Below are 26,481 nucleotides of genomic sequence, written 5' to 3'. Positions count from 1 at the left end.
CTTGGGGGCGGACGGACGCGGGGCCGGGAGTCGCGCGCGCGGGTGGGTCAGGAGGCGGTGCAGGCCCCGACGACGGGGGCGGCGTTGCTGCCGTTCTTGCCGACGGTGAACCCGAAGCTGGTCGAGGCCCCGGCGGCCAGGGAGCCGTTCCAGGTCGGCCGGACCGTCATCACGTTGCCGGCGGCGTCCCAGGTGGGCGAGCCGTTCCAGACGGACTGGGTCTTCTGCGGCGGGGTCAGGGTGACGGTGGTCTGCCAGGAGCTGATCGCCCGGTCCCCGGCGGTGATGGTGACCTCGCCGTTGTAGCCGCCGTCCCAGTCCGCGGTGCGGGTGTACGTGGCCTTGCAGGTGGCCGTACCGCCGCCCGGGGTGCCGCCGTCACCGCCGCCGGGGGTGCCGCCGAGGGCGGCGATGACGGCGTCGTAGGCGGGCTTCTTGGTGTAGTTGCCGTCGAAGAGGAGCGGGGTGCCGCCGCTGCGCCAGGAGTACTTGTCGGTGACGCCCCACACGGTCAGGCCGGTGCAGCGGCTGACGGCCATGCACGCCTTGACGACGTTGGCGTAGTTGGTGGCCTGGGCGCTGCCGGAGCCCTCGATGTCCAGCTCGGTGATCTGCACGTCGACGCCGAGGTCGGCGAAGCGCTGGAGGTTGGCCTGGTAGTCCGAGGGGACCGGGGAGGCGGGGTTGAAGTGGGACTGGAAGCCCACGCAGTCGATGGGCACGCCGCGGGCCTTGAAGTCCTTGACCATGGCGTAGACGGCATTGCTCTTCGCGTTGACGCCGTCGGTGTTGTAGTCGTTGTAGCAGAGCTTGGCGGCCGGGTCGGCGGTGCGGGCGGTGCGGAACGCCTCCTCGATGAAGCCGTTGCCCAGCTTGTCCTGGAAGGGCGAGCTGCGGCGGGCACCGCTCCCGCCGTCCTGGAACGCCTCGTTGACGACGTCCCAACTGTGGATCTTGCCCTTGTAGTGGTCCATGAGCCGGGTGATGTGGTTGTTCATCGCCGAGCGCAGGTCGGAGGCGCCCAGGCCGCCCACCCAGGAGGGCAGTTGGGAGTGCCAGACGAGGGTGTGGCCGCGTACGTCCATGCCCTTGCCCTGTGCGTGGGTGACGATCTGGTCGGCGGAGCCGAAGGTGAAGGTGTTCCGGCTCGGCTCGATCGCGTCCCACTTCATCTCGTTCTCCGGCGTCACGGAGGAGAACTCGCGGTCCAGGGTGGCCGTGTACGCGGACTCGCCCAGGTGGTTCGCGGCGACGGCGGTGCCGAAGTAGAGCCCCTTGCCGGCCGCCGCCGAGCCGAGCGTGTCGGCGGCGGCGGCACCGTGCGCGGCGGCCGTCAGCGCGGTCGCGGCGACGAAGCCGGCCGTGACGGCTCTCGCCAGCCGCCTCCGGACCAGTTCAGTCATGCCCATGTCAGTCCTTTCCTCGGTGTGCTCCACGGGGTGGTACGGGAGGGCAGGAAACGCGAAACTTTCGGCGCGGTTTCGGAATGTCGCGGAGGAGGTTACGGACTCGCACCCCGGAGGTCAACGGCCGTGACAGCGTGGCCGATAATGCCCGTCCGACGGACGACGGTGGCGACGACGGAGGCAAGGTCACGGGGAGCGGCAGCGAAACTTTCGAGCCGGGCGCCGGGCAGGCGGCACGGGACACGAGGGCCGCCGGGACAACCGCGCCATCCACCGCCCTCCACCCGGACGGCCGTACGCCGGCGGGAGAATCACCCGCCGTCCGCCCGGCGGGACCGCGCGTCCCGGCCCGGCACGGCTCGCCCCGACCACACCCACCAGGGGTTCCCCGGACCACCCGCTTCCCGTGGGCGCCTCTCGCCTCACGCGGCGCGGCGGTGTAGACATGGGCTCATGGTCCGACTGAGGGGTCGATCGGGAGATCGGTCGTCCCGTCGTCCCAGCGGTTGGCGCGCTCGGGGGCGGTGGGACGAGGACCGGCCACGGCGGACTGGGGCCGCGGGGCGGCCGGGGCGTGCCGCCGCACTGCGCCAGGTGCTGAGCGGACGCAGCGTGGCCGGTCAGGTCTTCGTGCTCAACATCGCCATCGTGGTGCTGCTCGTCGCCGCGGCGGCCGTCTCGCTCCTGCTCCAGGTGCGCCGCGACAGCACCGCCGACGCCCGCCACCGCTCCCTCGCCGTCGCCTCGTCCTTCGCCAACTCCCCCGGCGTGCGCGAGTCCCTGAGCGCCCCCGATCCCACGGCGGTGCTCCAGCCACGGGCCGAGGCGGTGCGCAAGGCCACCGGCGTGGACTTCGTCGTCGTCCTCAACCCCGAGGGCATCCGCTACACCCACCCCAAGCCCGACCGCATCGGCAAGCACTTCGTGGGCGACATCGCGCCGGCGCTCGCGGGACGGACCGTCACCGAGGAGGTCAACGGGACCCTGGGACGGCTCGTGCAGGCCATCGCGCCCGTCGAGGCGCCCGACGGCAGGGTGGTCGGCATGGTGTCCGCCGGCATCACCACGAAGAACGTGGGCGGCGCCACCGAGCGGCAACTGCCCCTGGTGCTGATCGCCGCCGGCGTCGGCCTCGTCCTGGCGACCGCCGGAACCGCCCTGGTCAGCCGGCGCCTGCTCCGCCAGACACACGGCCTCGGGCCGAACGAGATGACCCGGATGTACGAACACCACGACGCGGTGCTGCACGCCGTCCGCGAGGGCGTCCTCATCGTCGGCGGCGAGGGCCGCCTGCTGCTCGCCAACGACGAGGCGCGGCGCCTGCTGGACCTGCCCGACGACGCCGAGGGCCGCCACGTGCGCGGGCTCGGTCTCCCGGGGGACATCGCCGGTCTGCTGGAGTCCGGGCGGGCCGCCACCGACGAGGTGCACCTCGTGCGGGAACGGCTGCTCGCCGTCAGCCAGCGCTCCACCGGCGCCCGCGGCGGACCGCCCGGCAGCGTCGCCACCCTGCGCGACTCCACGGAGCTGCGCGCCCTCTCCGGCCGGGCCGAGACCGCCCGGGAACGGCTGGACATGCTGTACGACGCGGGCGTGGGCATCGGCACCAGTCTCGACGTGACCCGCACCGCCGAGGAGCTGGCCCGGCTCGCCGTCCCCCGGTTCGCGGACTACAGCACCGTCGACCTCTACGACTCCGTCCTGGAGGGCGGCCGGCCCGAGTCGGTCACGCCGCTGCGCCGCACCGCGCGCAGCGGCGTGACCGACTCGGGCGGGGACGTGCCCCTCTACCCGGTGGGACGGCAGATCCGCTTCGTGGACGTCTCCCCGCAGGGCGAGTCGCTGCGCACCGGCCGGGCCGTCCTCGAACCCCGCCTCGACCTGGCCCCGGGCTGGCACGAGCAGGACGCGGAGCGGGCGGCGCGGGTGGTGGAGTACGGCGTCCACTCGCTGATCACCGTGCCGCTGCGGGCGGGCTCCCTGATGCTCGGGGTGGTGAGCTTCTGGCGGTCGCGCAACCCCGAGCCGTTCGACACCGACGACCTGGCCCTCGCCGAGGAGCTGGTGGCGCGGGCCGCCGTCTCCATCGACAACGCGCGCCGCTACACCCGCGAGCACAGCATGGCGGTCGCCCTCCAGCGCAGTCTGCTGCCGCGCAGCCTGCCCGAGCAGAACGCGCTGGACATCGCCTACCGCTACCTGCCCGCGCAGGCGGGCGTCGGCGGCGACTGGTTCGACGTGCTGCCGCTGTCCGGCGCGCGGGTCGCCCTGGTCGTCGGCGACGTGGTCGGGCACGGGCTGCACGCCGCGGCCACCATGGGGCGGCTGCGGACCGCGGTGCACAACTTCTCCGCGCTGGACCTGCCGCCCGACGAGCTGCTCGGCCTCCTGGACGAGCTGGTCGCCCGCATCGACCAGCAGGAGAACGGCGACCCCGCCGGCGCCCCGGTCACCGGGGCGACCTGTCTGTACGCCGTCTACGATCCGGTCGCCGGGACCTGCGAGGTGGCGCGGGCCGGGCATCCGCCGCCGGTGGTGGTCGGGCCCGACGGCGTCGTGGACTTCCCCGAGGTGCCCGCCGGCGTGCCGCTGGGCGTGGGCGGCCTGCCGTTCGAGACGGCCGAGCTGCGGCTCGCCGCGGGCAGCCGGCTGGTGCTCTACACGGACGGCCTGCTGGAGGACCGGGAGCACGACATCGACGCGGGCCTGGCGCGGGTGCGCCGGGCGCTGGAGGAGTCGGGCGACTCGCCCGAGGAGACCTGCCGGGCCATCCTCGACGCGCAACTGCCGAAGCGGCCGACCGACGACATCGCCCTGCTGGTCGCCCGGACCCGGGTGCTCGGCGCCGACCGGGTCGCCGAGTGGGGGGTGCCGTCCGACCCCGCGGCGGTCGCCGAGGTGCGTTCCCGGGTGACCCGGCGGCTGACGGAGTGGGGGCTGGACGAGCTGGCGTTCGCCACGGAGCTGATCCTGAGCGAGCTGGTCACCAACGCGATCCGGTACGGCGGGGAGACCGTGCACGTCCGGGTGGTGCGGGACACGAGCCTGATCTGCGAGGTCTTCGACAGCAGCAGCACCTCACCGCACCTGCGGTACGCGGCGATGACCGACGAGGGCGGGCGCGGGCTGTTCCTGGTCGCCCAGCTCGCCGAACGCTGGGGCACCCGCTACACACCGGCCGGCAAGGTCATCTGGGCGGAGCAGCCGCTGCCCTGAGCGGTGCGCGCGGGGCGGCGGCCGGACGGGGGCGGGGCTTCCGGTGCGCGTACGCATCCAGGCCCGCGGTGGGACAGCCGATGTCCGTACGTGTCCGGCCGCGTCCGGATTGCCGGCGGTACGGGCGGGTATCCCTTCCCGACGGGGGCGGCCCCCGCGTCCGTCCCCGTGGCACCTCGCCCGTCCGCACCTTGGAGTTCCCGTGCACCACCCGTCCCCCGATCCGGCACACCCCGCGGGCGGTCCGCGCCGCGCTCTGCTCACCCTGGTCTGCGCCTCGCTGGCCGCGTTCCCGTTCGTGAGGGCGCCGAGAGCCTCGGCGGACGGGAGGACGGGGCAGGCGGCGTTGTCGCAGAAGGAGATCGCGCTGCGGCTGGTGTCCAGCGCGGAGAACTCCTCGCTGGACTGGGCGGCGCAGTACGGGTACGTGGAGGACATCGACGACGGCCGCGGCTACACCGCCGGTGTCGTCGGCTTCTGCTCCGGCACCGGGGACATGCTCCGCCTGGTCGAGCTGTACGCGCGGCGCCGTCCCGGCAACGTGCTCGCCCCGTACCTGCCCGCGCTGCGCGAGCTGGTCGGCTCGGACTCGCACGAGGGGCTGGACCCGGGGTTCCCGGACGACTGGCGGCGGGCCGCGCGCGACGCGGCCTTCCGCACGGCGCAGGACGACGAGCGGGACCGCGTCTACTTCGACCCCGCCGTCCGGCAGGGCCGCGAGGACGGGCTGCGGGCGCTGGGGCGGTTCGCCTACTTCGACGCCTTGGTCATGCACGGCGCGGGCGGCGCCACCGGTTTCCGCGCCATCCGGGAACGGGCGCTGGAGCGGGCGGGCACGCCGGCCCGGGGCGGTGACGAGACCGCGTACCTGGACGCCTTCCTGGACGCGCGGGTGTGGGCGATGCGGCGGGAGCGGGGGCACCACGACACCAGCCGGGTCGACACGGCCCAGCGGGTCTTCCTGCGCGAGGGCAACCTGGACCTCGATCCACCGCTGGAGTGGCGGGTCTACGGGGACCGGTACCGCATCGGCTGAGCTGCCGGGGTGGACCATCGGACGGGCGGCACGCCGGGTGGGAGCGGCGCGGGCGCGGACACGTCGCGGGCCGCGGGACCGGTCGTACGCCGGTCCCGCGGCCCGCGTGGTGTTCCGTGGGCCCCTCCCGGGGAGGGGTCAGTGCCGGAACGTGTCCTTGCCCTTCTCCTTCGCCTGGCGGGCGTCGCCCTTCGCCTGCTCGGCGCGGCCCTCGGCCGTCATGCGCTCGTTGCCGACGACACGGCCGGCGGCTTCCTTGGCCTTGCCCTTGACCTGCTCCATCCGGGACTTGGACTTCTCGTTGCCCGCCACAGTCGCTCACCTCTCGGTGTTGGCTTCGCTTGACGGATGGCGAGTCACCCGTCCCGGCCACCTCAAACATGGCCTGTTCCCGTCTAGCCGTGACTGGCGTGGGTGTGGCTGTGGGAGGTCTCGGGCGGGCAGTGGCGGTGGTCGGCGGTACGGTCCCGGCGCCAGTCGAGGACGGCGACGGCGAAGGCGCACACCATGGCCGCCAGCCCGCAGCCGATGGCCAGTGCCACGGCGTCGTGGTAGTCGTCGCGGGTGGCGCTCAGGGTCAGGTAGAAGAGCCCCGGCAGGGCCGCCGTCCCCACGGCGCCGCCGAGCCGCTGCCCGGTCTGGAGGGCGCCGCCCGCCGCGCCCGCCATGCGTACCGGCACGTCGCGCAGTGTCATGGTGACGTTCGGGGAGATCACGAAGCCGCTGCCGAGGCCGCCGACGAGCAGGGCCGGGGCGGCGTACCAGGCGGCCCGGTCCGCGGGGGCGAGCCAGAGCACCACGGCGGTGGAGCCGAGCCCGGCCATGACGGCGACGAGCCCCCAGACGGTGAGGAGCCGCCCGAAGCGTTCGACGAGCCGCCCCGCGACGGCCGCGGCGACGGCGGACCCGACGGCGAAGGGGGTCACCGCGAGGCCCGACATGAGCGGCGAGAAACCCAGCCCGTTCTGGAAGAACAGGGCGAAGACCAGCCACACGCCGCTGAAGCCGACGAAGTAGAGGGAGCCGAGTCCCGCGCCGGTCGCGTAACCGCGGGTCTCGGTCAGCAGCCCGGGGTCCAGCAGGGGCGCCCCGCCGCGCCGTACGGTCCGCCGCTCCCAGCCGGCGAAGAGGAGCAGGACGAGCAGCCCGACGGGGAACAGCCACCACAGGCGCCGCACCCCGCCCGCGTCGGCGAGGACCAGCGGCAGCATCAGCGCGAGGATGCCGGCGCCGAGCAGGCAGACGCCGACGGGGTCCAGGCGTCCCCGGCCGCCGGGGGCGACGCGGGGCAGGAGGCGGCTGCCGAGCAGGAGCGCGACGACGCCGATGGGGACGTTGACGTAGAAGATCCACCGCCAGCCGTGGGCTCCGTGGGCCAGGGCGAGGATGAGGCCGCCGACGACCGGGCCGACTGCGCTGGAGACGCCGACGGTGGCGCCGAAGAGCCCGAAGGCCCGGCCGCGCTCCTCGCCCCGGAAGAGCTGCTGGATCAGGGCGGAGTTCTGCGGGGCGAGGCAGCCGGCGGCCACGCCCTGGGTGAGGCGGGCGACGACGAGGAGTTCGATGGTGGGGGCGGCGCCCGCGCCGGCGCTGCACACCACGAAGGCGGCGAGGGAGAGCAGGAAGACCCGGCGTCTGCCGAAGGTGTCGCCGATCCGGCCGGCGGTGACCAGGATCAGGGCGAAAGCCAGGGCGTAGCCGGAGACGACCCACTGGACGGCGGCGGCCGAGGCGTGCAGTTCGCGTTGCATGGACGGCAGGGCGACGGCGACGATGGTGACGTCGAGGAGGATCATGAACCCGGCGACCAGGGTCACCCACAGGGCCCGCCAGCGGTGGGGATCGGGGCCCTCCCCTTGCGGCGCCTGACCGCGCCCGCCTCCGCCCGCCCGGGTGCCGAGGTCCACGAGGACTCCCTTCGCCGCCGCCGGCGCGGCCACCGCGCCTCACGCCTGCGTCACCCGGGGCCGCCGCTTCAAACGTCAAACGCGAACGGAGAGAACCCATAAGCTGGCCTTATGGGGCCATAGACCGGACCCGCGTACCGACTTAGGCTTGCCTTAGTTTAAGATTTCCTCCGAGATCGCTCTGTCATCGATCGCATTGTCATCGCTCGAAGGGAACCTGACCATGCCCCGCCCTCTGCGGGTAGCCATCGTGGGCTCCGGCCCGGCCGGGATCTACGCCGCCGACGCCCTGCTCAAGTCCGAGGTGGCCGCCGCACCTGGTGTTTCCATCGACATCTTCGAGCGCATGCCCGCCCCGTTCGGGCTCATCCGCTACGGCGTCGCCCCCGACCACCCCCGGATCAAGGGCATCATCACCGCCCTGCACCAGGTGCTCGACAAGCCGCAGATCCGCCTCTTCGGCAATGTGGACTATCCGACCGACATCAGCCTGGACGACCTCAGGGCCTTCTACGACGGTGTGATCTTCGCCACCGGCGCCATGGACGACCGCGCGATGTCCGTCCCGGGCATCGACCTGGACGGTTCGTACGGCGCGGCCGACTTCGTGTCCTGGTACGACGGCCACCCGGACGTGCCGCGCACCTGGCCGCTGGAGGCGGAGAAGGTCGCCGTGCTCGGCGTCGGCAACGTGGCCCTGGACGTGGCCCGCGTGCTCGCCAAGACGGCCGACGAGCTGCTGCCCACCGAGATCCCGGGCAATGTGTACGAGGGCCTCAAGGCGAACCGGGCGCGGGAGATCCACGTCTTCGGCCGGCGCGGTCCGGCGCAGGCGAAGTTCAGCCCGATGGAGCTGCGGGAGCTGGACCACTCCCCCAGCATCGAGGTGATCGTCGACCCCGAGGACATCGACTACGACGAGGGCTCGATCGCGACCCGGCGCGGCAACAAGCAGGCCGACATGGTCGCCAAGACCCTGGAGAACTGGGCGATCCGCGACGTCGGCGACCGGCCGCACAAGCTGTACCTGCACTTCTTCGAGTCGCCGACCGAGATCCTCGGCGAGGACGGGAAGGTCGTGGGCCTGCGCACCGAGCGCACGGAGCTGGACGGCACGGGCAACGTCCGGGGCACCGGCACCTTCAAGGACTGGGACGTCAGCGCCGTCTACCGCGCCGTCGGCTACCTCTCCGACCCGCTGCCCAAGCTGCCGTGGGACCTCGACTCGGGCACCGTCCCGGACGAGGGCGGGCGCGTCATCGAGGAGACCGGCGAGCACCTGCGGTCGACGTACGTCACCGGCTGGATCAGGCGCGGTCCGGTGGGCCTGATCGGGCACACCAAGGGCGACGCCAACGAGACGGTCGCCAGTCTGCTGGACGACTACGCCAACGAGCGGCTGCTGACCCCGGCCTCGCCCGCCCCGGAGGCGGTGGACGCCTTCCTGGCCGAGCGCAAGGTCCGCTACACCACGTGGGACGGCTGGTACCGGCTGGACGCCGCGGAGAAGGCCCTCGGCGAGCCGCAGGGCCGCGCCCGCGTCAAGCTCGTCGAGCGTGAGGACATGCTGCGGGAGAGCGGCGCCTGAGGCACCGGCTCGCTCCGACGGCGACGGCCGGGGGCCCGGCGGGAGAGATCCCGCCGGGCCCCCGGCCGTCGGGGTTCCGGCTCAGACCTCCAGCTCGCTCTCGATGCGGCGCATCTGGTGGCGGGCCATCGCCAGGTTGGCGCGGTTGGAGTCGAGCACCAGGTACAGGAAGAGCCCGTTGCCGCCGCGGCCCTTGAGCAGGCGGATCAGGTGGTACTGGTTGCTCAGGGTGATGAGGATGTCCTCGATCTCCTCCTTCAGGCCGAGGTGCTCCATGGTGCGCAGCTTGGAGCGCACGACGTCGGTGTTGCCGGCGGCGGCGACCTCCAGGTTGAATTCCTTGCCGCCGCCGAGGGTGCCGAGCGCCATGCCGCTGGTGTAGTCGACCAGGGCGGCGGCGGTGGCTCCGTCGATGGAGCTGAGGCATTCCTTGAGCGAGGTCTCCAGGTTGGCCATGCGTGGTCTTCCTTTCCTACGTGATCAGTACATGACGGTGCGTGATCGGTGGAACGCGTGCTGAACCCCGCCCGCGAACGCGCGGCGGTGGGATGGCTCAGGTCGGCCGGCGGTGACCGTCGGCCTGGGGAAGGGGCTGGTGGGCGGGGTGCGCCGGGGTGCGCACCGGCAGGGTGCCGATGGGCCGGGCGGGGTCCGGGGGCAGGGGCGTGCCGTTGGCGTGCGGCTGCGGTGACCGGCGTTCGAGGGCCGCGCCGCGTTCGGGGGCGAGGCGGGCCGCGACGAGTTCGCCGATACGGGCGCCGCTGCGCCGGCCCTCCAGGTGGAGGCGGCCCACGTTGACCCGGCCTTCGGCGAGCAGGGTGAGCACGGCGGCCGGACCGGCGGCGTAGGTGGCGACGTAGCCGTCGGCGCCGCGCAGCAGCAGTTCGCGGAACCCGCCGCGCGCGGTGGCCTCGGCCATGCGGTGGGAGACGCCGAGCGCGGCGGCGGTGAGCGCGGCGAGCCCCTCCGGTTCGGTGCCGGGCGCGTCGGCGGCCACCACGAGCCCGTCGACGGTGGCGGCGAGCGAGCCGGTGAGCTGGGGCACGCGGCTGCGCAGTCGGTGCAGTTCCTCCAGGACGTCGCTCTCGACGGCCATGATGAGCAGTCTCCTTTCGGCACGCTGGCGACGCGCGCGGATCACAGGGCCTCCAAGGCGTCTCGTAGCCGTCGCAGCAGGGCCGCGTCCGGGTCGTCCCACGCGACGGGCGGCGCACCGGGGCCCGGTGGGGCCGGCGCGGGAGGCGGCGGAGCGGCGGTGACGAGTCCCGCGGCGGCGAGTCGACGCAATTCGACGAGCGTGTGGTACGTGTGGCAGCCGAGCGCGGCGGCGATGTCCGCGGCGGTCCGGACGCCGTCCACCTGGGTCAGGGTCCGCCCGCGCCGGGCCGGGAGGTCGGCGGGGTCGGCGTCGGGGACCCGGGTGAGCGGCACGGTGTCCAGGGCCGGGTCCGGCCAGATGCGTTCCAGCAGGTCGCGGCGGCGCCGGGATTCCCGTACGACGCTGTCGACCGGCACGGAGCGGACCGCGCCGAGCCAGTGCACCGCTCCGGACCGGAAGCGGTGCGCGCGGCTGTCGCGGGCGAGGACGAAGTACGCGGCGTCGAACAGCGCCCCCAGGTGGCAGACCTCCAGGGCACCGGCGGCGAGCCGGCCGCTGTCCACCAGGCGGTCGCCGACCCGGTGCCGGGTCCCGCCGCCGTCGACCGCCTCCCACCAGCCGTCCGGCGCGAGGGCGCCGCTCTGGGTGAGCAGCGCGCCGAGGCCCGGGGTGAAGGCCGACTCGACGTGCACGACCCGGCCGGAGGCGAGGTAGACGATGCCCCGCTCGCCGGAGAGGGCACCGGTCGCGCCCTCCCTGGCCAGCGCGCCGAGGGCGTCCGAGGTGGTCTCGTGCGCGGTCCAGGCCGTGGTCACCCCGGTCATCCGAGCACCAGACGGTCCGCCAGCTCGGCCAGCCGGATGCGGGCCAGGGCCAGGTTCCCGTCGTTGCGGTCCAGCCACAGATGGAGGAAGACGGTGCTGTCGAAGGGCGTGCTCACGTATCTGAGCAGGTGGTAGGCGTCCGGTGTGGTGACGATCAGGTCCTCCACCGGAGGTTCCTTCTCGGGCACGGCACCGTCGCCGCCGACGGCCAGCGAACCGCTTTCGGCGACGTGGCGTGCGAGTTCGGCGGTCTCGGCGGCCGTGGCCTCCGGATCGCCGCCCGGTGCCTCGCCCACGGCACCGAGGGCGAGACCGCTGATCCAGTCCACCAGGGATGCGCCCCGCGCGCCGGGCAGTCGCATGGCTTCCAGCAGACTCTCGTCGATTCCGGGCACGCCGGATTCCCCCTCCCCTGTCACGGCTGTACCGCGAACGTGACAGCGAGACTACGGAAAGTGCCCGTGCGAGGTGAGTCCTTTGGCATTTTCCAGAGGAACGTGCGTGCGATGCGGCATACTGACGGGTTTCGGCCGTGTATCGGCCGGTTCACCACGGATCGCGGAGGCGGGGTGCGGACAGGCCCCGTCCCTGGGCGGATGACGGACGGGGCCTGTCCGCGCGGACCATGGTGGCGGGCGGCCGGACGGGCCCGCCACGGGTGGACGGGAACGTCCTCGGGTGGCCGCCGCACACCCCGGGGGCGCGGAACGCCCCCCGTGCGCGGAGGGCGCACCCCCGAAGCGAGCGACGGCGCGGGCGCCGGTACTTCGTGGGGGGCCGGTGGCGGAGTCCCGATGGCGCCGGGTGCCACATGGGCCGTACGGGCAGGGGTACTCGGCGGTCATGACTGGCAACACCCCCGAACCGCAAGAGAACCGGAACGACCGGGACGACCGGCGCGACGGCTCGCCCATGGAACGCCGCGAGCGGGAGCGCGCGGAGTCCCGCCCCTTCACGTACCGGTATCCGGAACGCCGCGCCAACGTGCGGGCCACACGCCGGGTGAGCCGGGCGCGGGCCGACGCGGACCGGGTGCCGGGTGTCCCCGGCGGCTACGGCTCCACCGGCGGTGGACAGCCCGGCGGCGGCAGTACGCCCCGGGCGGGCGAGGACACGGCCGACGAGTCCGGTGTCACGGACATCGTCGGCGGCCGTCCGGACCGCCCCTCCCCCCGGCGGGGCGGGGGCCGCTGAGCGCCGGGCCGGGCGGGGCGTTCGCCCGTCCGGGGGAGGCGCGCGGACGCCGCGCGTGGTGGCGGTCCGGTGGCCCGGGGGCCGGGCGGGTCCGGCCCGCGCAGGTCACCGGGGTGGGCGGGCGCGATGACGGCCGGGGGCCCTGGACCGCGACACGCCCGGATGGCGGCCCCCCGCGTGGGGGACGCTGATCACGGGCGACGATACTGGACATTCACCCTGCCCCTGCCTCCCCTTGGACTCATGCCCACCTCTCGTACTGCCCGCCCCACGACTCCGCCGACGCTGTGGACGGCTCGTGGCCGCCATGTCGGATCGGCCGCGGAGGACACCGTCCGGCACACCCTGGAGCGCCTCGGGGAAAGCCACGCGCTCGACGACTTCAAGGAGCTGCCCGAGGAGCCCCGGGAGGACGGCGGCCCCGGCCCCCGCGTCTTCGAGGCGCGCTGGCGGGCCCCCGGCGCCGTCACCGTACGGGCCCGGCTCGTGCTGGAACCGGCGTCCGCGGGCGGTCAGGAGTGGACGCTGCTGGCGGAGGCCGAGGAGCCCTGGGACCCCGAGTGGCCCTCGCCCGCGACGATGTTCTGGCCGGACGACCCGGACGTCACCTGGGACCGGGACATCGCGACGGGGCTGCGGCTGCGCGGGATCAACAGCCTCCCCGAGGACGACAAGACCGCCCGGCGGCTGCTCAAGGACGCCGCGCGCAGCCCGTGGAACATCCACGTCGTCGTGCACGAGGCGATGACCCCCGACCACCGGGGCCGGGTGCCGCTGGCCGGCCGGCTGCCGGCGAGCCTGCGCCACCGCGTGGTCGAGCACCGCGCCGCCCCGCAGCAGTTGCGGGTGGTCAACTGGGCGCTGGAGGACCGCGGCGTCGAGGTGCCGCGCGGCGGTGCGGCCGTCCTGCCCGGCTCCCCCGTGCCCGAGGGGTACGCGGCCCCGGACTTCCGGGTGCGCAGCGTCTTCCTGGACGGCAGCGAGCCCACCGAGCTGATCGCGGCGGTGACGGCGTTCGCCGCGCTGCCCCGGCCGCTGACCGAGGACGTGCGGGTGGCCCTCACCGGGCTCCGGGAGGACTGGCGGCTGCTGACGCTGGAGGAGGAACTGGTCCGCGAGCGCAAGCTGGTGGCCATGTACGCGGAGGCGCTGGAGGCGATGACGCAGTCCCGGGACCTGTACCGGGAGGCGGCCGAGCGCGCGGGCGAGGCCCTGGCCGCCTACCGGGAGTCCGCCGGGGCCGCCCCCGGCGCGGCCCGGACCCCGGCGCTGCCGGCCGGGTCCCCGTTCAAGCAGCTCGGCCGCGCCCTGGAGCGGTTCCGCCTCCCCGGCAAGGCGGGCCGCTCCGCCCCCGGGCGGCTCCCGGCCGCCCCCGACGAGCCGTACGGACCAGGCGGACCAGGCGGGTTCCCATCCCGGGCCGAGGGCGGGGACCGGGACGGCCGGGGCGAGCCGGACGCTACGGCCGGCTGACGCTCCCCTGCCGTACGGTCCGCCCCGGCACGGCGCGGGCCGCCGGGACGGGTCGGCGAGGGCCTGGGCGCCCTGCCCGGCAAGCCCCGAGGGCGCCCGCGGCACCGGCCCCTGGGCTCCGGCCCAGCCGGGAGCCACCCCAAGGCAACCCCACGGCCACTCCACAGCCTCCCCTCAGCGCCCCCCGGCCGCGCCCGCTGAGGGCACCCTCACGTGTCAGCCGGGGCTCGGTGGATACGCGGACGGGACAGCCGCACGGCCCGTCCCGGAAGGTCACCGACGCCATGGACAGCCAGCACCCCAGCGCCGCCCCCGCATCCCGCCCCGCCGAGGCCGCCCCGCACTCGGAGACGACCCTCCGGGTCGACGGCAAGCCCCACACGCTCACCGTCGACCACCGACGGGTCCTGCTGGACCTCCTGCGTGAGGATCTGGGGCTGGTCGGCGCCAAGAAGGGCTGCGACCACGGCCAGTGCGGCGCCTGCACGGTCCTGGTCGACGGCCGCCGGGTCAACAGTTGCCTCCAGCTCGCCGTGGCCCTGGACGGCAGCGAGATCACCACCGTCGAGGGGCTCGGTACGGACGGCGAGGAACTGCACCCGCTCCAGCGGTCGTTCCTGGAGCGGGACGCCTTCCAGTGCGGCTACTGCACCCCCGGCCAGATCTGTTCCGCCGTCGGCGCGCTCGCCGAGGCCGCGTCCGGGCACCCCTCGCACGTCACGGACCCGGCGGCGCCCTCCGGCGAGCCCGTACCGCTGGACCGCGCCGAGATCCGGGAGCGGATGAGCGGCAACCTGTGCCGGTGCGGCGCCTATCCGCGCATCGCCGACGCCATCGAGGACGTGATCCCGTGAAGCCCTTCGCCTACGTACGCGCGGGCAGCGTCGAGGAGGCCACCGACGCGTACGCCGCCCACCCCGGCGCCCGCTACCTCGGCGGCGGCACCAACCTCGTGGACCTGATGAAGCTCGGCGTGGAGACGCCCGCCGCGCTCGTCGACGTCGGCCGGCTCCCGCTGGAGTCGGTGGAGGAGCTGCCCGACGGGGCGCTGCGCGTCGGGGCGATGGTCCGCAACAGCGACCTCGCCGCCCACCCCGCCGTCCGCGACCGCTACCCGGTGCTCTCCCAGGCGCTGCTGGCGGGCGCCTCGGGGCAGTTGCGCAACGCGGCCACCACCGGCGGGAACCTGCTCCAGCGCACCCGGTGCCCGTACTTCCAGGACCCGTCCAAGCCGTGCAACAAGCGGGTGCCCGGCAGCGGCTGCGGCGCGCTGGAGGGCGTCCACCGCGACCACGCCGTCCTCGGCTACTCGGGGAGCTGTATCGCCACCAACCCCTCCGACCTGGCGGTCGCGCTGGCCGCCCTCGACGCCCGCGTGGAGCTGTACGGCGACCGGGGCGCCCGTACCCTGCCCGCCACGGAGTTCCACCGGCTGCCCGGCAACCATCCGGAGTGGGACACGGAGATCCGCCCCGGCGAGCTGATCACGGGCGTGCTGCTGCCGGCCGCGACGGCGGGGCTGCCCTCGGCGTACCGCAAGGCGCGCGACCGGGCGTCGTACGCCTTCGCGCTGGCCTCCGTCGCCGCCGTGCTGCACCTGTCCGACGGGGTGGTGGAGCGGGTGGGCCTCGCCTTCGGGGCGCTCGCGCACCGGCCCTGGCGGGCCCGGCGGGCGGAGGCCGCGCTGCTGGGCGCCGCTCCCACCCGGGCCGCGTTCGAGCACGCCCTCGAACTGGAGCTGGCGGACGCGGAACCGCTGCGGGACAACGCCTACAAGGTGCCGCTGGCCCGGCGGCTCGCCCTGGACGTCCTGGGCCGGCTGGCCCGGCCCGCCACGTACTGAACCGGCGTCCCCGAGGAGGACCCCATGACCGGTACCGACACGGTGCTGGGCGCACCCGCCGAGCGCCGGGAGGGGCGGGAGAAGGTCACCGGCGCCGCCCGCTACGCCGCCGAGTACGACCATCCGGGCCGCGCCCTGGCGTGGCCGGTGCCGGCGACGGTCGCCCGCGGACGCGTGACCGGCGTCGACGCCCGGCCCGCCCTGGAGCTGCCGGGCGTGCTCGCGGTGCTCACCCACGAGAACGCGCCACGGCTCGGCGAGCCGGACGACCCCGCGCTCTCCGTTCTCCAGGACCCGCGGGTGCCGCACCGGGGCTGGTTCGTGGCGCTGGTGGTCGCCGAGACCCTGGAGGCGGCGCGGGACGGCGCCGCCGCGGTGCGGGTGCTCTACGAGGCGGAGGAGCACCACGTGACGCTGTCCGCCGCCGACCCGGAGGCGTACGTCCCCGAGACGGCGAACGGCGGGTATCCGGCCGTCACCGAGCACGGCGACCCGGACGGCGCGTTCGCCGCGGCGCCGGTCCGGCTGGAGTGCGCGTACCGGGTGCCGCCGTTGCACAACCATCCGATGGAGCCGCACACCACCACCGCCCGCTGGGACGACGGCCTTCTGACCGTGCACACCTCCAGCCAGGGCACCAGTGCCGTCCGCGCCGAACTGGTCCGGCTGTTCGGGCTGCCCGAGGACCGGGTCACGGTCCTGGCCGAGCACGTGGGCGGCGGCTTCGGCTCCAAGGGCACGCCCCGGTGCGACGTGGTGCTGGCGGCGATGGCGGCCCGGCACACCGGACGGCCGGTGACGCTCGCGCTGCCGCGCCGCGCCCTGCCCGCCGTGGTCGGGCACCGGGCGACGACCCTGCACCAACTGCGCCTGGGGGCCGACGCGGAGGGCCGGATCTCCGCGCTGACGCACGAGGTGACGACGTACAGCTCGCGGGTGAGGGAGTTCGTGGAGCAGGCGGCGGTGCCCGCCCGCGTGATGTACGCGGCGCCGGACAGCCTGACCCGGCACCGGCTGGTGCGGCTGGACGTGCCCACGCCGTCCTGGATGCGCGCGCCGGGTGAGGCGCCCGGCATGTTCGCGCTGGAGTCGGCCCTCGACGAACTGGCCTGTGCGACGGGCGTGGACCCGGTGGAGCTGCGCGTGCGCAACGAGCCGGAGACCGAGCCGGACAGCGGGAGGCCGTTCAGCAGCCGGCACCTGGTGGAGTGCCTGCGCGAGGGGGCCCGCCGGTTCGGGTGGGCCGGCCGCGATCCGCGCCCGCGCTCGGGTGCCGCCGGGCCGCTGCTGGTGGGCACCGGTGTGGCCGCGGCGACGTACCCGGTGCTGGTGTCGCCGTGCGTGGCGTCGGCGCGGGCGCTGCCCGACGGGAGCTTCCTGGTACGGGTCAACGCCACCGACATCGGTACGGGGGCCCGGACGGTCTGCGCGCAGGTCGCGGCCGACGCCCTCGGCGTGCCGCCGGAGCGGGTGCGGATCGAGATCGGCGACAGCCGCATCGGATTCGCCCCGATGGCCGGGGGGTCGGCGGGCACCGCGTCCTGGGGCTGGGCGGTGCACGAGGCGTGCGTCCGGCTCACCCGGAAGCTCGCCGGGCACACCGGCGGCCTGCCGGAGGAGGGGCTCGCGGCGGGCGCCGACACCTCGGACGCGGCGGGCGCGAAGAGCCCGTGGTCCCGGCACGCGTTCGGCGCGCACTTCGCCGAGGTGGCGGTCGACACGGTGACCGGGGAGGTGCGGGTGACACGCCTGCTGGGGGTGTTCGCCGCCGGCCGCATCCTCAACCCCCGTACGGCGCGCTCGCAGTTGGTCGGCGGGATGACGATGGGGCTCGGGATGGCGCTGACCGAGGGCAGCACGATGGACCCGGCCTTCGGCGACTTCGTCGAATCGGACCTGGCCTCGTACCACGTGCCGGCGCACGCGGACGTGGCGTCGGTGGAGGCGTACTGGGTCGAGGAGGACGATCCGCACCTCAACCCGATGGGCAGCAAGGGGATCGGCGAGATCGGCATCGTGGGCTCCGCGGCGGCCGTCGGCAACGCCGTCCACCACGCCACCGGCGTCCGCTTCCGGGAACTGCCGCTCACCCCGGACCGGGTCCTCACCGGCCTGCTCGACCACGCGCATCCCCCGGGCACGCTGGGCGTGTGAGCGCGCGCCGGCGCCGGGCCGCCTCGGGTGAGAGGGCCCGGCGCGGGTCGGTCAGCCGGCGGGGCGGACCGTGCGGGCCCACAGGGCGGTGAGCGCGGTCAGCGAGGCAGCGGCGGCGAGCGCGGAGGCCGCCCAGGCGGGCGCGAGCGTCAGCTCCAGCGCCCGGGACACGGACCCCGAGGGGTGGACGTTCCCGTACAGGCCGGCCGCGGCCGGCGCCGCGGGGAGCAGGGCCGCCAGCAGGAGCACCGGGCCGGAGGGGCGGACGGTCAGCAGCAGCGCGAGGGCCAGGCTGAGCGCCGACAGCGCCAGCACGACGGCGAAGGCGCGCACGGACATGCCGTGCCGGTGCAGCGGGAAATGGGCCACTCCGCACGCGGCGAGGGCCGTCACGGCCCGGACCGCCTGGCGCGCGCCGTCCGTTGCGGGCAGCGTCCGGGCGGCCCCCCGTGGTCCGGCGGTATCCCGCGGTCCGGCGGTATCCCGTGGTCCGGCCTCCGCGTCGGGGTCGGGTCCGGGGGCCGGCAGCGGGTGGGTGCCGGTGCCCGAGGTGGTGGCCCCGGACGGCGGACCGTCCTGCGCCATGAGGCATCCGGTGGTGCGGGGGGCTGTCGAGCCGGTGGTCATGTGCTCTCCGTGGGATGGGAACCTGCGGCCGCTTCCTGCGTCCCCGATGCGCGACACGCCTTGCGTGGCCCATTACGGGCGTGTCCGGCGCCGCGCGCCAGCCGGGAGGGGCCGGGCGGATGAGAGACTCGAAAAGCACCCATGACGCGGGCCGGACCGGGAATGCGCCGGATGACGCGTGTGCCGGGCACCGTGAGGAGGGGTGGGGTGGATACGACCACAGTGGTGATCGCGGTCGCGGTGGTGCTCGCCGTGGCGGCCCTGGCGGCGGCTGTGGCCGTGCTGGTACGGCTGGTCCGCACCCGGCGCGACCTCCTGCGGGCCGGGCTGCCCACCGGCCCCCGCTGGGTGTTCTGGGGTGCCGTCCTCTATCTGGTCCTCCCCACCGACCTGATGCCCGATCCGGTCTATCTGGACGACATCGGCGTGCTGCTCCTCGCCCTGCGCTCGATGCGCGGTTCCCTCGGCGAACGGGGCGGGCTCACGGCCGGGCGGCGGGGCGGCGGCAAGGAGACGGGCGCGGAACCGCCCCACGACTACGCTCCGTGAGGAAACCATTCACCCGTTCGACTCGTATAAGTCTCTGGGAGCCGAAGCAAGTCGGCGAACCGGGCGACGGCGCACCAGGGACCATCGCTTGCTCGGCGCGGCACCGACAAGGGAGAGACGATGCAACCGTTCGCGCTCAACTACGCACGACCGGCGGTGGAGTCGGACGCCACCACTCCGTATGTCTACGACTGCGGGCTGCAGTTGAACGTGCTCCGTGACGGCCGGGTCGCCGCCCGCGACCACTCGCTGTTGCGGGAGTTGGGGACCACGGTCTCCACCGCGGGGTCGAAGACCCACTTCGACGACTGACCACGGACCGCGCACGATGACCGTGTTGATCCTCACCTGTGAAGAGGACGTCACCGCCGACATGGTGGTGGTTCATCTGAACGCGTCGGGCATGCCGGTGGTGCGGCTCGATCCGGCCGATCTGACGGTGTCGGCCGGGCTCTCCGGCGAGTTCGCGCACGGCTCCTTCCGGGGCCATCTCGCCGCGGGCGGGCGGCTGGTGAACCTCGCCGCGCTGCGCTCGGTGTGGGTGCGACGGCCGGGCGGGGCGGCGAGCGGGGCCGTCCATCCGTCCCCGTGGCTGGCGGAGGAGTCCTCGCAGGCACTGTACGGGATGCTCCGGGGCAGCGGGGCCCGGTGGATGAACGATCCGGACGCGGCGCACCGGGCCCGTCACAAGCCCTGGCAGTTGCGGCTGGCCCAGCGGTGCGGGCTGCCGGTGCCGCCCACGCTGATCACGACGTTCCCGGGGGCGGCGCGGGAGTTCGCCGGCCGTTATCCGGATCTGGTGGTCAAGCCGGTCTCGGGGGCGCATCCGCAGGACCCGCCGAGGGCGGTGCCGACGAGCAGGGTGCCGCCGGGGGCGGACTTCTCCGCCGTCGCCCACGGTCCGACGCTGCTGCAACGCCGGGTCGTCAAGCGGGCGGACATCCGGCTGACCGCCGTCGGCAAGCGGCTGCTCGCGGCCCGCAAGGCGGTGCTGTCGCCGGGCGATCCGGAGGAGGTGGACGTCCGGTTCGCCGCGTCGCGCGAGCCGTGGCGGCGTACCGCGGTGCCGCGGTACGTGGCCGACGGGGTCCGCGCCTACCTGCGCGAGGCGCGACTGGCCTACGGGGCCTTCGACTTCGCCGAGGACGGCGAGGGCACCTGGTGGTTCCTGGAGTGCAACCAGTCGGGCCAGTTCGGTTTCGTGGAGGTGGACACGGGCCAGCCGATCGCCCGCTCGATCGCCGAGTGGCTGTCCCGTCCGGGTGCGGAGCAGCCGGTGGCCGCTCCCCGTACCCGGACGACGGCGTGCTGATCCGGGGCGCCGGGCCCCGGGCGGCGCCGCCGTCCGGGGCCGGTCAGGCGGGACGCGGGCCGGGCAGCAGGGCGGTGCGCTGCCAGCCGGCGCCCGGGGAGGGAGGGCGGTCGGTGCCGGGCAGGTGACCGGGGGCGTGCGGTGATCGCAGGACGACCTCCAGTTCCCGGGTCACGCGCTCGGCCTCCCGGCGCACCTGCGTGGGCACATCGCCGCATTCGGCGACGAGTCGGTCGTAGATGGGGGAATCCTGGAACACCCGTCAACGCGCCTTTCGTGTCGTTCGCCCCCGCTCGGAGGCGCGACTGAGCAGTCTAGGCGTCCCGCTGGGCGGTCGCGCCCATTCCGCCGAGGTGCGGGGGCGGTTCAGGCGCCGGTCGTGGAGCCGGGGCGGACGACCATGAGCACGGTGACGGTGGCCCAGAGCAGGTTGAACAGCCCGGTGAACAGGGCGAGCCGGGCGGTGCGGGCGCGTTCGACGGCCTGTCCGCCGGCCAGTTGCTCCAGCAGTTCCTCCTGGCGGGGCAGGACGAAGGCGATCAGGAGGCCGGCGGCGGCCGTGGTGAGGGCGATGGAGGTGATGAGCCAGCCGTCCCCGAGGACGCCCATGGCGGCGCCGGTGGCGAGGCCGAGGACGGGGACGCTCACGCCGAGGGCGGCGTAGACGCGGCAGATGCGGTGCAGCAGGCGTACGGTGCCGGTCCCGTCCGGGTCCGTCCCGGCGCCGTCGGGCAGGGCCGCCCGGCGGGCGGCGGGCGGGAACATGCTGGCCGCGACGGTGACGGGGCCGATGGCCACGATGGCGGCCAGGACGTGGAGGGACAGCAGGAGCTTGGTCATCGGGGGTGGGGCTCCGGAACGGATCGGGCGGTGCGGCAGGCACGGCGGGGCGGGTCGGCGGGCGAGCGCGGCGCCCCGTGGGAAGGGGCGCCCGATGTCGCCGGAGCCAGGCTAGGAAACGTCCCGTGTCCGTCCCAGAGGCGGAAACGACAGCTTCCGCCGGAATCGTGCCAGGGCCGCCGCCGGCGCGTCCGCGGCCCCCGTGGCGCCGCGCGCCGCCCCCGCGCGGGCCGGGGCCGCGCCGGGGCGCGTCACTGGCCGACGCGTCCGTCGACGCACTCGCGCAGCAGGTCGGCGTGGCCGCAGTGGCGGGCGTACTCGTCGATGCGGTGCACGTGCAGCTCGCGGACGGCGATGCCCTGCTCGCCGAGCCGTGTGCCCAGGTCCGCGTGGGCGGCCAGCGCGGCGTCGGTGGCGGCCTGCTCGCGCTCCAGGTCGGCGTGGGCGGCGTCGACGAGGGCCTGGTCGGCGACGGCTCCGTGGAAGTCGGCGTCCCGCGCTCCGTACAGCTTGGGCAGGGGGTCGCCGTCGCTGATCCAGTTGCGCCAGTCGCGTTCTGCCTCGGCGAGGTGGCGCAGGAGGCCGAGGAGGGACATGGTCGACGGCGGGACCGAGCGGCGGGCCAGTTGGCCGGCGTCCAGGCCCTCGCACTTCATCCGCAGGGTCAGGCGGTAGTTGGTCAGGCACTCCAGGAGGGTGGCGAGTTCGCCGTCGGGGCCGGGGCCCTCGTTGTCACGGGGGTCCTTGTCCGGGTCGGTCCACATGTCGGGGTGGACGGTGGCCTCGGTCCATCGTTCGGGTCGGTCGCTCATGCGTGCCATGCTGACGGCCCGGCGCCCGGGGGCGCCACCGGGTTTCCGGGGCGCGGGCGGCCCGGACGGCGGTGGGGGGAGCCGCGCCGCGCGCGTCTCCCCCCGTCGATCCGGTGCGGCGGTCTCAGACCGCCAGTGACAGGTCGCTCTCCCCGCCCGCGTCCGCCGCGTGGGCGGCGGTCGGCGGGCGTCCCTTGGCCAGCAGCTCGTCCGCCTTGGCCACCGCGTCGTGGATGCCGGTCGTCGCCATCATCACGCAGAGCGTGTAGCTGACGTCCGCCAGTTCGCGGGCCGCGGCCGGCCGCTCCCTCTCCGCCTGAGCGATGCGCAGTGACGCGTACCGCGTCAGCAACTCCCTGACGACCTTTGGGTCCGGTTCGAGCACGAAGCGCCCCTCTCTCGATTTGCGCTGCGTATGCCCGAACCCGGCAGAAACATTCACACCATGCACGCCACTGCACACAATTGACCAAAACCCGCTGCCTTTTGACCAGACGACAGCGAAATCACCTGGCGAACTGGCGGAAAAAGGGCGGAATCTCAGAGTGCGATCAACGGACGGACATACCGCGGGTGTTCCGGACGGTGAGGCCGCGCAGCGTCCCCTATATATAAGGACAGAGAAACGGCGCGCGGACACGGCCGCGCGTTCCGGCGGGGACGGGCGGGCGCACCCGCGCCGCCGTCCCCGCCGGACCGCTCCCCCCCTTCGCCCGGCCGTCCGGGACGGGCGGGCGGGAGACCCGCGCCTTCTCCCCCGTGGAGGGCGCGGGTCAGTCTCCGATCGTGCGGGCCAGCTCCGACGTGGCACGGCTGATCTCGCTGTCGCCCTCCGCCAGGAGCCGCGGCAGGGCCTCGCGCCGGGCGCGGACCGCCTGCCGCGCCGCACGCTCCCAGGCCACCGGGTTGTCCCGGTGGTTGAGGAGCTTGGGATAGGCGCTGGCGGTGGTCTCCCACTGCCGGGCGTCGGCGATGTTCTTCAGGAGCCGGATGATCTGCGCCCGGCAACTCACCTGGGGCCGCTGTGCCAGCTCCCACAGGAAGGGCACGGTCGCGGCGGTCGCCTGCTCGACGACGAAACCGTACTGGCAGATACGCTTCCGCAGATCGCGGAGGGCGGCGCCGGCGGTCTCCGGGTCGCCTCCGGCCACCTTTTGCAGGAGGCGCGGGATGGCGGCGGCGGAACCGCTGGAGTCCTTGATCTCGTTCCAGGGGACCCGGTCCAGCCCCGTCAGGGGTGCGGTCCGGGCCGGTCCGGTCGGTGCTGTGGTGCGGCCGGTGCGCTCGGTGCTCGGCCGTGGTGTCTGAGCGCTGCGCATGGTGTGGGGCCCTTCCGCGGCAGTCGGGTCAAGTCAGGGGACGAGTGGGCAGCTTGGCCCAGACGGTCTTGCCGGCCGGAGACCTCGGGGTCCAGCCCCACACCTCCGACAGCGCGTCGACGATGCCCAGCCCGCGTCCGTGCTCCCGCAGGGCCGACTCGTCGGACGGGAGGAACACGGGCGCGTCCTCCCCGGGGTCCGAGACGGTCAGCGTCAGGTAGCCGGGGTCGAGGACGAGGCCGAGCCGGACCTCGGGGGACCCGGACGCCCCCGCCGGGGGGACGGCGTGCGCGACGGCGTTGGTGGCGAGTTCGGTGAGGACCAGGACGGCGTCGTCGCCGCGGTGCTCCAGCGACCAGGCGCGCAACGTGTCCCGGGTGAAGGCCCTGGCGCGGGCGAATCCCTCCCTGGTGCAGGTGATGCGGAGCGCCGCCGAGGTGGGCCGGGCGGCGGGCGGATGGTGCTTGGCACGGTGATCGGGGGACGGCCACGCGCCCGGCCGCACCGCGTGCGGAGGGCCACCGAACCGGCTCGCCACACCTGTCCCCGAAGCGGGGTCGCCGGGTGACCGGAGCGTTCGGTGCGCAGATGACGACACGACAACTCCCTGATACGACGTCAGGACGGGGCGCCGAACCAGGGGTTGACGCCACGGCTATTATCCACGCTGACAGCGCTCGCGTGCAATTGCACGAGAAATTGCGCGAAAAAATCGGCTGGGAGCGTGCGAGGGCCGGCGCGGTACGGCCCGCTCCCCCGAACGGCAAGGAGAACTGCGGTGCCACCAGTGCGCAACGGAGTGCAGGCCAGTTCGCTGGACGCCTGCTGGATGAAGAGTCGGCACAGCAACGCGGAGGGCAACTGTGTCGAGGTCGCCCTCGTCGACGGGGGGATAGCCCTGCGCAACTCCCGCGATCCCGACGGCCCCGCCCTCGTCTACACCTCCGCGGAGGTCGCCGCCTTCGTCGCCGGGGCCAAGGACGGGGAGTTCGACCACCTGCTGTAGTCCCACGCCGCACTGGCGCCACCCGGGTTGCCGCCGAGGCAAGCGGAGCCCAACTAGCCTGTTCCTACGGGCTGATGCGCTGCGGACCGGTGGAGTGAGATAGTGTGATTCTCAAGTCTGCCGGTCTGCTGGGAGCAACGGATGTCCACCACATCGCCTCGCATCTCCCGTCTCGAACCCTACCTCGACCGGGTCGAGCCGGCTCCCACTCTGCTGAAGATGCTCGTCGGTGTGCAGTTGGCGGGTTTCCGCGAGGACGCCGGCCTCTCGCAGGACCAGGCGGCGCGCAAGCTGGGCTTCAGCGGGGCCAAGCTCTCCCGCATCGAGTCGGGCAAGGGCCGCAGGCCCCCGACCGAGAAGGACGTCCGCGCCCTCCTCAAGCTCTACGGCACGGACGTCTACGAGGCGTCGGTGCTGCTCAAGCTGCTGGGCCGGGCCGGTGAGCCCGGCTGGTGGCAGCGGTACGACAAGCGCCTGATGCCGGAGTGGTTCGAGCGCCTGGTCGGCCTCCAGGAGGCCGCGGCGACCATCCGTACCTTCGAGATCCAGTACGTGCCGGGCCTGCTCCAGACCGCCGCGTACACCCGTGCCGTGGTCGAGCGGGGTCTGCCCAACGCGCCCGCCTGTGAGGTGGAACGCCGCGTCGAGCTGCGGATGCGCCGTGCCGAGCTGCTGCGCCGGACGGACGCCCCGCAACTGTGGGCGATCATCGACGAGTCGGTGCTGCTGCGCGTGCTGGGCAGCCGCGAGGTCATGCGCGAGCAGTTGGAGCACCTGGTGGCGATGGCGGAGCAGCCCCATGTGACGCTCCAGGTCGTGCCGCTGGACGTGACGAACGCGTCGGCGCCCGCGATCCCCATCACCTACCTGCGTTTCGGCGGCGTGGACCTGCCCGACGTGGTCTACCTGGAGCACATCAGGAGCGCCAACTTCCTGGAGGACCAGGACGAGACCGAGGAGTACCGGGTCGCGCTGGACCGGCTGGCCGACGAGGCGCTGACGCCGCGGGAGTCCGTGCGGATACTGCGCGAGACGATGGCGCGACGCTACCCCGCCGGCTGAGCACGCGGTCCCGGGGAAGCAGGGTCCACGGCTACGACCGCGCGGTGGACGGCCTCGGGCCGCGCCCGGCGTGTGCCGGTGCGCGGCCCGAGGCCGTTCTCCGTCAGCGCAGGCGGCCGACGCCGCCGAACTCGATCCACTCCTGGGTGAGCTGACGCGGCGCCACCTCGCTGTCCGGGCGCCAGGTGGAGACCTCCACCAGTCCCGGCTCCAGGATGTCCATGCCCTCGAACCACACCTCGACGTCCCGGGGTTCGCGCACGCGGCCCCAGTGGCCCCGCGTCGCCTGGTCCATGAACTCCGTCACCGACCGGCGCACCTCGGCGTCCTCGCTGACGAGCTGGCACATGACGGCGTAACTGCCGGGGGCTATCCGCTCGGTGACCCGGCGCACGACGGCCTCGGGGCCGTCGGTGTCGCTGTCGGGGATGCAGTGGAAGACCGAGTTGAAGAGCACGGCCACCGGCTGCGAGAAGTCGATCAGGCGCTGGGTGTCCGGATGGGAGAAGATCTCCTCGGTGGAGCGCATGTCGGCGTGTATCACGGCCGTGCGGTCGTTCTGGTCGAGCAGCGCCCGGCCGTGCACCAGCACCATCGGGTCGTTGTCGACGTAGATCACGCGCGAGTCGGGGGCGACGCGCTGGGCGACCTGGTGCACGTTGTCCTGCGTGGGCAGGCCGGAGCCGTGGTCGAGGAACTGGCGTATCCCGTAGTCCTCGACGAGGGTGCGGACCACGCGCTGGAGGAAGCGGCGGTTGTTGAGCGCCAGCCGCCGGGTGCTGGGGACGACCTTGTCCAGTTCCCCGACCGCCGCCCGGTCCGCCGCGTAATTGTCCTTGCCGCCCAGGTAGAAGTCGTACATACGCGCGGCGGTCGGCACGTTGGCGTCGATCTCCGTGGACAGCTGCTTTTCGGCTTGCATCATTCCCCCAGCTCCGTATCGCGCCAACTGGTCTGGCCTGACTGAGAGTACATCGTAGGGATCAGGTCCTCAGCAGAACCAGGGGCCCCGGGTAACAAGATCCCAACGGCCTTTTCGGGGACGGGATCTGACGCCGCGTCCGGTGCCGGCGCGGACCTGCCGGGCGGGCGTGCGCCGGTCGCGTCCAGGGTCCGGCGGCGGGGCCGGAAGGCGGCTTAAGCGGACCTTAAACGCCGGTTAAGGCTGCCCGGGTCCCGTTCCGGTTCGCCGAGGACAGGCGGGTGCGAGGGGT

The 26,481-nt window shown here is 74.1% G+C and carries 28 protein-coding genes; 13 read left to right on the top strand and 15 right to left on the bottom strand.

The window, feature by feature from the left end; genetic code table 11:
• Window positions 1–47: 47 nt before the first annotated feature.
• Window positions 48–1,409, bottom strand: a complete 1,362-nt coding sequence (locus tag J5Y05_RS07460) for a glycoside hydrolase family 10 protein (protein ID WP_372450465.1) — start codon at window positions 1,407–1,409, stop codon at window positions 48–50.
• Between the two features lie 450 nt (window positions 1,410–1,859).
• Here J5Y05_RS07460 and J5Y05_RS07455 point away from each other — a divergent pair, with 450 nt between their 5' ends.
• Entirely contained in the window at window positions 1,860–4,622 is a 2,763-nt protein-coding gene (locus tag J5Y05_RS07455) for a SpoIIE family protein phosphatase (protein WP_210869278.1), read from the top strand.
• 202 nt (window positions 4,623–4,824) lie between these two features.
• Window positions 4,825–5,658: a chitosanase gene (locus J5Y05_RS07450; RefSeq protein WP_210869276.1), complete on the top strand. Its 834-nt coding sequence runs from the start codon at window positions 4,825–4,827 to the stop codon at window positions 5,656–5,658.
• A 138-nt stretch (window positions 5,659–5,796) separates the two neighbouring features.
• On the opposite strand, the gene J5Y05_RS07445 is transcribed toward J5Y05_RS07450, so the two are convergent.
• Complete coding sequence (locus J5Y05_RS07445) at window positions 5,797–5,970, bottom strand: CsbD family protein (protein ID WP_210869274.1); 174 nt, start codon at window positions 5,968–5,970, stop codon at window positions 5,797–5,799.
• Between the two features lie 83 nt (window positions 5,971–6,053).
• A complete protein-coding gene (locus J5Y05_RS07440) occupies window positions 6,054–7,565 on the bottom strand; it encodes an MFS transporter (protein WP_307853751.1) in 1,512 nt (503 codons plus the stop codon).
• A gap of 223 nt (window positions 7,566–7,788) precedes the next feature.
• Here J5Y05_RS07440 and J5Y05_RS07435 point away from each other — a divergent pair, with 223 nt between their 5' ends.
• Complete coding sequence (locus J5Y05_RS07435; RefSeq protein ID WP_210869271.1) at window positions 7,789–9,153, top strand: FAD-dependent oxidoreductase; 1,365 nt, start codon at window positions 7,789–7,791, stop codon at window positions 9,151–9,153.
• Window positions 9,154–9,234: 81 nt separating this feature from the next.
• Here J5Y05_RS07435 and J5Y05_RS07430 read toward each other — a convergent pair whose 3' ends face one another.
• The 4 genes from J5Y05_RS07430 to J5Y05_RS07415 all read right to left on the bottom strand — a co-directional run bounded on the left by J5Y05_RS07430 (window position 9,235) and on the right by J5Y05_RS07415 (window position 11,471).
• Complete coding sequence (locus J5Y05_RS07430) at window positions 9,235–9,609, bottom strand: roadblock/LC7 domain-containing protein (RefSeq protein WP_210869269.1); 375 nt, start codon at window positions 9,607–9,609, stop codon at window positions 9,235–9,237.
• A gap of 97 nt (window positions 9,610–9,706) precedes the next feature.
• The gene (locus J5Y05_RS07425; RefSeq protein ID WP_210869267.1) at window positions 9,707–10,249 is read right to left on the bottom strand and encodes a roadblock/LC7 domain-containing protein; all 543 of its coding nucleotides are present in this window, start codon (window positions 10,247–10,249) and stop codon (window positions 9,707–9,709) included.
• Between the two features lie 41 nt (window positions 10,250–10,290).
• Window positions 10,291–11,076, bottom strand: a complete 786-nt coding sequence (locus J5Y05_RS07420; protein WP_210869265.1) for a hypothetical protein — start codon at window positions 11,074–11,076, stop codon at window positions 10,291–10,293.
• Window positions 11,073–11,471 carry a hypothetical protein gene (locus tag J5Y05_RS07415; RefSeq protein ID WP_210869263.1) on the bottom strand — a complete coding sequence of 133 codons (399 nt, stop codon included), beginning with the start codon at window positions 11,469–11,471 and terminating at the stop codon, window positions 11,073–11,075. Before J5Y05_RS07415 ends, J5Y05_RS07420 begins: the two co-directional genes overlap by 4 nt.
• Window positions 11,472–11,919: 448 nt before the next feature.
• Between J5Y05_RS07415 and J5Y05_RS07410 the strand changes: the two genes are divergently transcribed.
• The 5 genes from J5Y05_RS07410 (at window position 11,920) to J5Y05_RS07390 (ending at window position 17,740) form a co-directional block, all read left to right on the top strand.
• Entirely contained in the window at window positions 11,920–12,270 is a 351-nt protein-coding gene (locus J5Y05_RS07410; RefSeq protein WP_210869261.1) for a hypothetical protein, read from the top strand.
• Between the two features lie 243 nt (window positions 12,271–12,513).
• On the top strand, window positions 12,514–13,743 hold the full coding sequence (locus tag J5Y05_RS07405; RefSeq protein ID WP_247614067.1) for a hypothetical protein: 1,230 nt from the start codon (window positions 12,514–12,516) through the stop codon (window positions 13,741–13,743).
• A 284-nt stretch (window positions 13,744–14,027) separates the two neighbouring features.
• Complete coding sequence (locus J5Y05_RS07400) at window positions 14,028–14,597, top strand: (2Fe-2S)-binding protein (RefSeq protein ID WP_210869259.1); 570 nt, start codon at window positions 14,028–14,030, stop codon at window positions 14,595–14,597.
• Window positions 14,594–15,586 (top strand): FAD binding domain-containing protein, encoded by a 993-nt coding sequence (locus J5Y05_RS07395; RefSeq protein ID WP_210869258.1) that lies wholly within the window; start codon window positions 14,594–14,596, stop codon window positions 15,584–15,586. Before J5Y05_RS07400 ends, J5Y05_RS07395 begins: the two co-directional genes overlap by 4 nt.
• 24 nt (window positions 15,587–15,610) lie before the next feature.
• Complete coding sequence (locus tag J5Y05_RS07390) at window positions 15,611–17,740, top strand: xanthine dehydrogenase family protein molybdopterin-binding subunit (RefSeq protein ID WP_210869256.1); 2,130 nt, start codon at window positions 15,611–15,613, stop codon at window positions 17,738–17,740.
• A 51-nt stretch (window positions 17,741–17,791) separates the two neighbouring features.
• Here the strand turns inward: J5Y05_RS07390 and J5Y05_RS07385 are convergent, their stop codons facing one another.
• Window positions 17,792–18,133, bottom strand: a complete 342-nt coding sequence (locus J5Y05_RS07385) for a hypothetical protein (RefSeq protein ID WP_210869254.1) — start codon at window positions 18,131–18,133, stop codon at window positions 17,792–17,794.
• Between the two features lie 441 nt (window positions 18,134–18,574).
• On the opposite strand from J5Y05_RS07385, the gene J5Y05_RS07380 reads away from it, so the two are divergent.
• The 3 genes from J5Y05_RS07380 (at window position 18,575) to tgmB (ending at window position 20,228) form a co-directional block, all read left to right on the top strand.
• Window positions 18,575–18,916: a YkvA family protein gene (locus J5Y05_RS07380; RefSeq protein WP_210869252.1), complete on the top strand. Its 342-nt coding sequence runs from the start codon at window positions 18,575–18,577 to the stop codon at window positions 18,914–18,916.
• Between the two features lie 120 nt (window positions 18,917–19,036).
• Entirely contained in the window at window positions 19,037–19,228 is a 192-nt protein-coding gene (gene tgmA, locus J5Y05_RS07375) for a putative ATP-grasp-modified RiPP (protein ID WP_210869250.1), read from the top strand.
• 16 nt (window positions 19,229–19,244) lie between these two features.
• The gene (tgmB, locus tag J5Y05_RS07370) at window positions 19,245–20,228 is read left to right on the top strand and encodes an ATP-grasp ribosomal peptide maturase (RefSeq protein ID WP_210869248.1); all 984 of its coding nucleotides are present in this window, start codon (window positions 19,245–19,247) and stop codon (window positions 20,226–20,228) included.
• Window positions 20,229–20,271: 43 nt separating this feature from the next.
• Here the strand turns inward: tgmB and J5Y05_RS07365 are convergent, their stop codons facing one another.
• The 6 genes from J5Y05_RS07365 to J5Y05_RS07340 form a co-directional block, all read right to left on the bottom strand.
• Window positions 20,272–20,487, bottom strand: a complete 216-nt coding sequence (locus J5Y05_RS07365; protein WP_210869247.1) for a hypothetical protein — start codon at window positions 20,485–20,487, stop codon at window positions 20,272–20,274.
• 107 nt (window positions 20,488–20,594) lie between these two features.
• A complete protein-coding gene (locus tag J5Y05_RS07360; RefSeq protein WP_210869245.1) occupies window positions 20,595–21,068 on the bottom strand; it encodes a hypothetical protein in 474 nt (157 codons plus the stop codon).
• A gap of 251 nt (window positions 21,069–21,319) precedes the next feature.
• Entirely contained in the window at window positions 21,320–21,889 is a 570-nt protein-coding gene (locus J5Y05_RS07355; RefSeq protein ID WP_210869243.1) for a mycothiol transferase, read from the bottom strand.
• A 115-nt stretch (window positions 21,890–22,004) separates the two neighbouring features.
• Complete coding sequence (locus J5Y05_RS07350) at window positions 22,005–22,265, bottom strand: DUF5133 domain-containing protein (RefSeq protein WP_210869241.1); 261 nt, start codon at window positions 22,263–22,265, stop codon at window positions 22,005–22,007.
• A 388-nt stretch (window positions 22,266–22,653) separates the two neighbouring features.
• Window positions 22,654–23,199, bottom strand: a complete 546-nt coding sequence (locus tag J5Y05_RS07345; RefSeq protein WP_210869238.1) for a hypothetical protein — start codon at window positions 23,197–23,199, stop codon at window positions 22,654–22,656.
• 28 nt (window positions 23,200–23,227) lie between these two features.
• The gene (locus tag J5Y05_RS07340; protein WP_307853749.1) at window positions 23,228–23,737 is read right to left on the bottom strand and encodes an ATP-binding protein; all 510 of its coding nucleotides are present in this window, start codon (window positions 23,735–23,737) and stop codon (window positions 23,228–23,230) included.
• Window positions 23,738–23,977: 240 nt separating this feature from the next.
• Between J5Y05_RS07340 and J5Y05_RS07335 the strand changes: the two genes are divergently transcribed.
• Both J5Y05_RS07335 and J5Y05_RS07330 read left to right on the top strand, forming a co-directional pair.
• Complete coding sequence (locus tag J5Y05_RS07335) at window positions 23,978–24,205, top strand: DUF397 domain-containing protein (protein ID WP_210869234.1); 228 nt, start codon at window positions 23,978–23,980, stop codon at window positions 24,203–24,205.
• Window positions 24,206–24,346: 141 nt separating this feature from the next.
• On the top strand, window positions 24,347–25,267 hold the full coding sequence (locus J5Y05_RS07330; RefSeq protein ID WP_210869232.1) for a helix-turn-helix domain-containing protein: 921 nt from the start codon (window positions 24,347–24,349) through the stop codon (window positions 25,265–25,267).
• A gap of 103 nt (window positions 25,268–25,370) precedes the next feature.
• Here J5Y05_RS07330 and J5Y05_RS07325 read toward each other — a convergent pair whose 3' ends face one another.
• On the bottom strand, window positions 25,371–26,189 hold the full coding sequence (locus tag J5Y05_RS07325; protein WP_210869808.1) for an SAM-dependent methyltransferase: 819 nt from the start codon (window positions 26,187–26,189) through the stop codon (window positions 25,371–25,373).
• Between the last annotated feature and the right edge of the window lie 292 nt (window positions 26,190–26,481).

The organism is Streptomyces tagetis, assembly GCF_018069565.1.
Taxonomy (GTDB): domain Bacteria; phylum Actinomycetota; class Actinomycetes; order Streptomycetales; family Streptomycetaceae; genus Streptomyces; species Streptomyces tagetis.
This window is presented reverse-complemented; position numbering and strand designations above follow the sequence as displayed.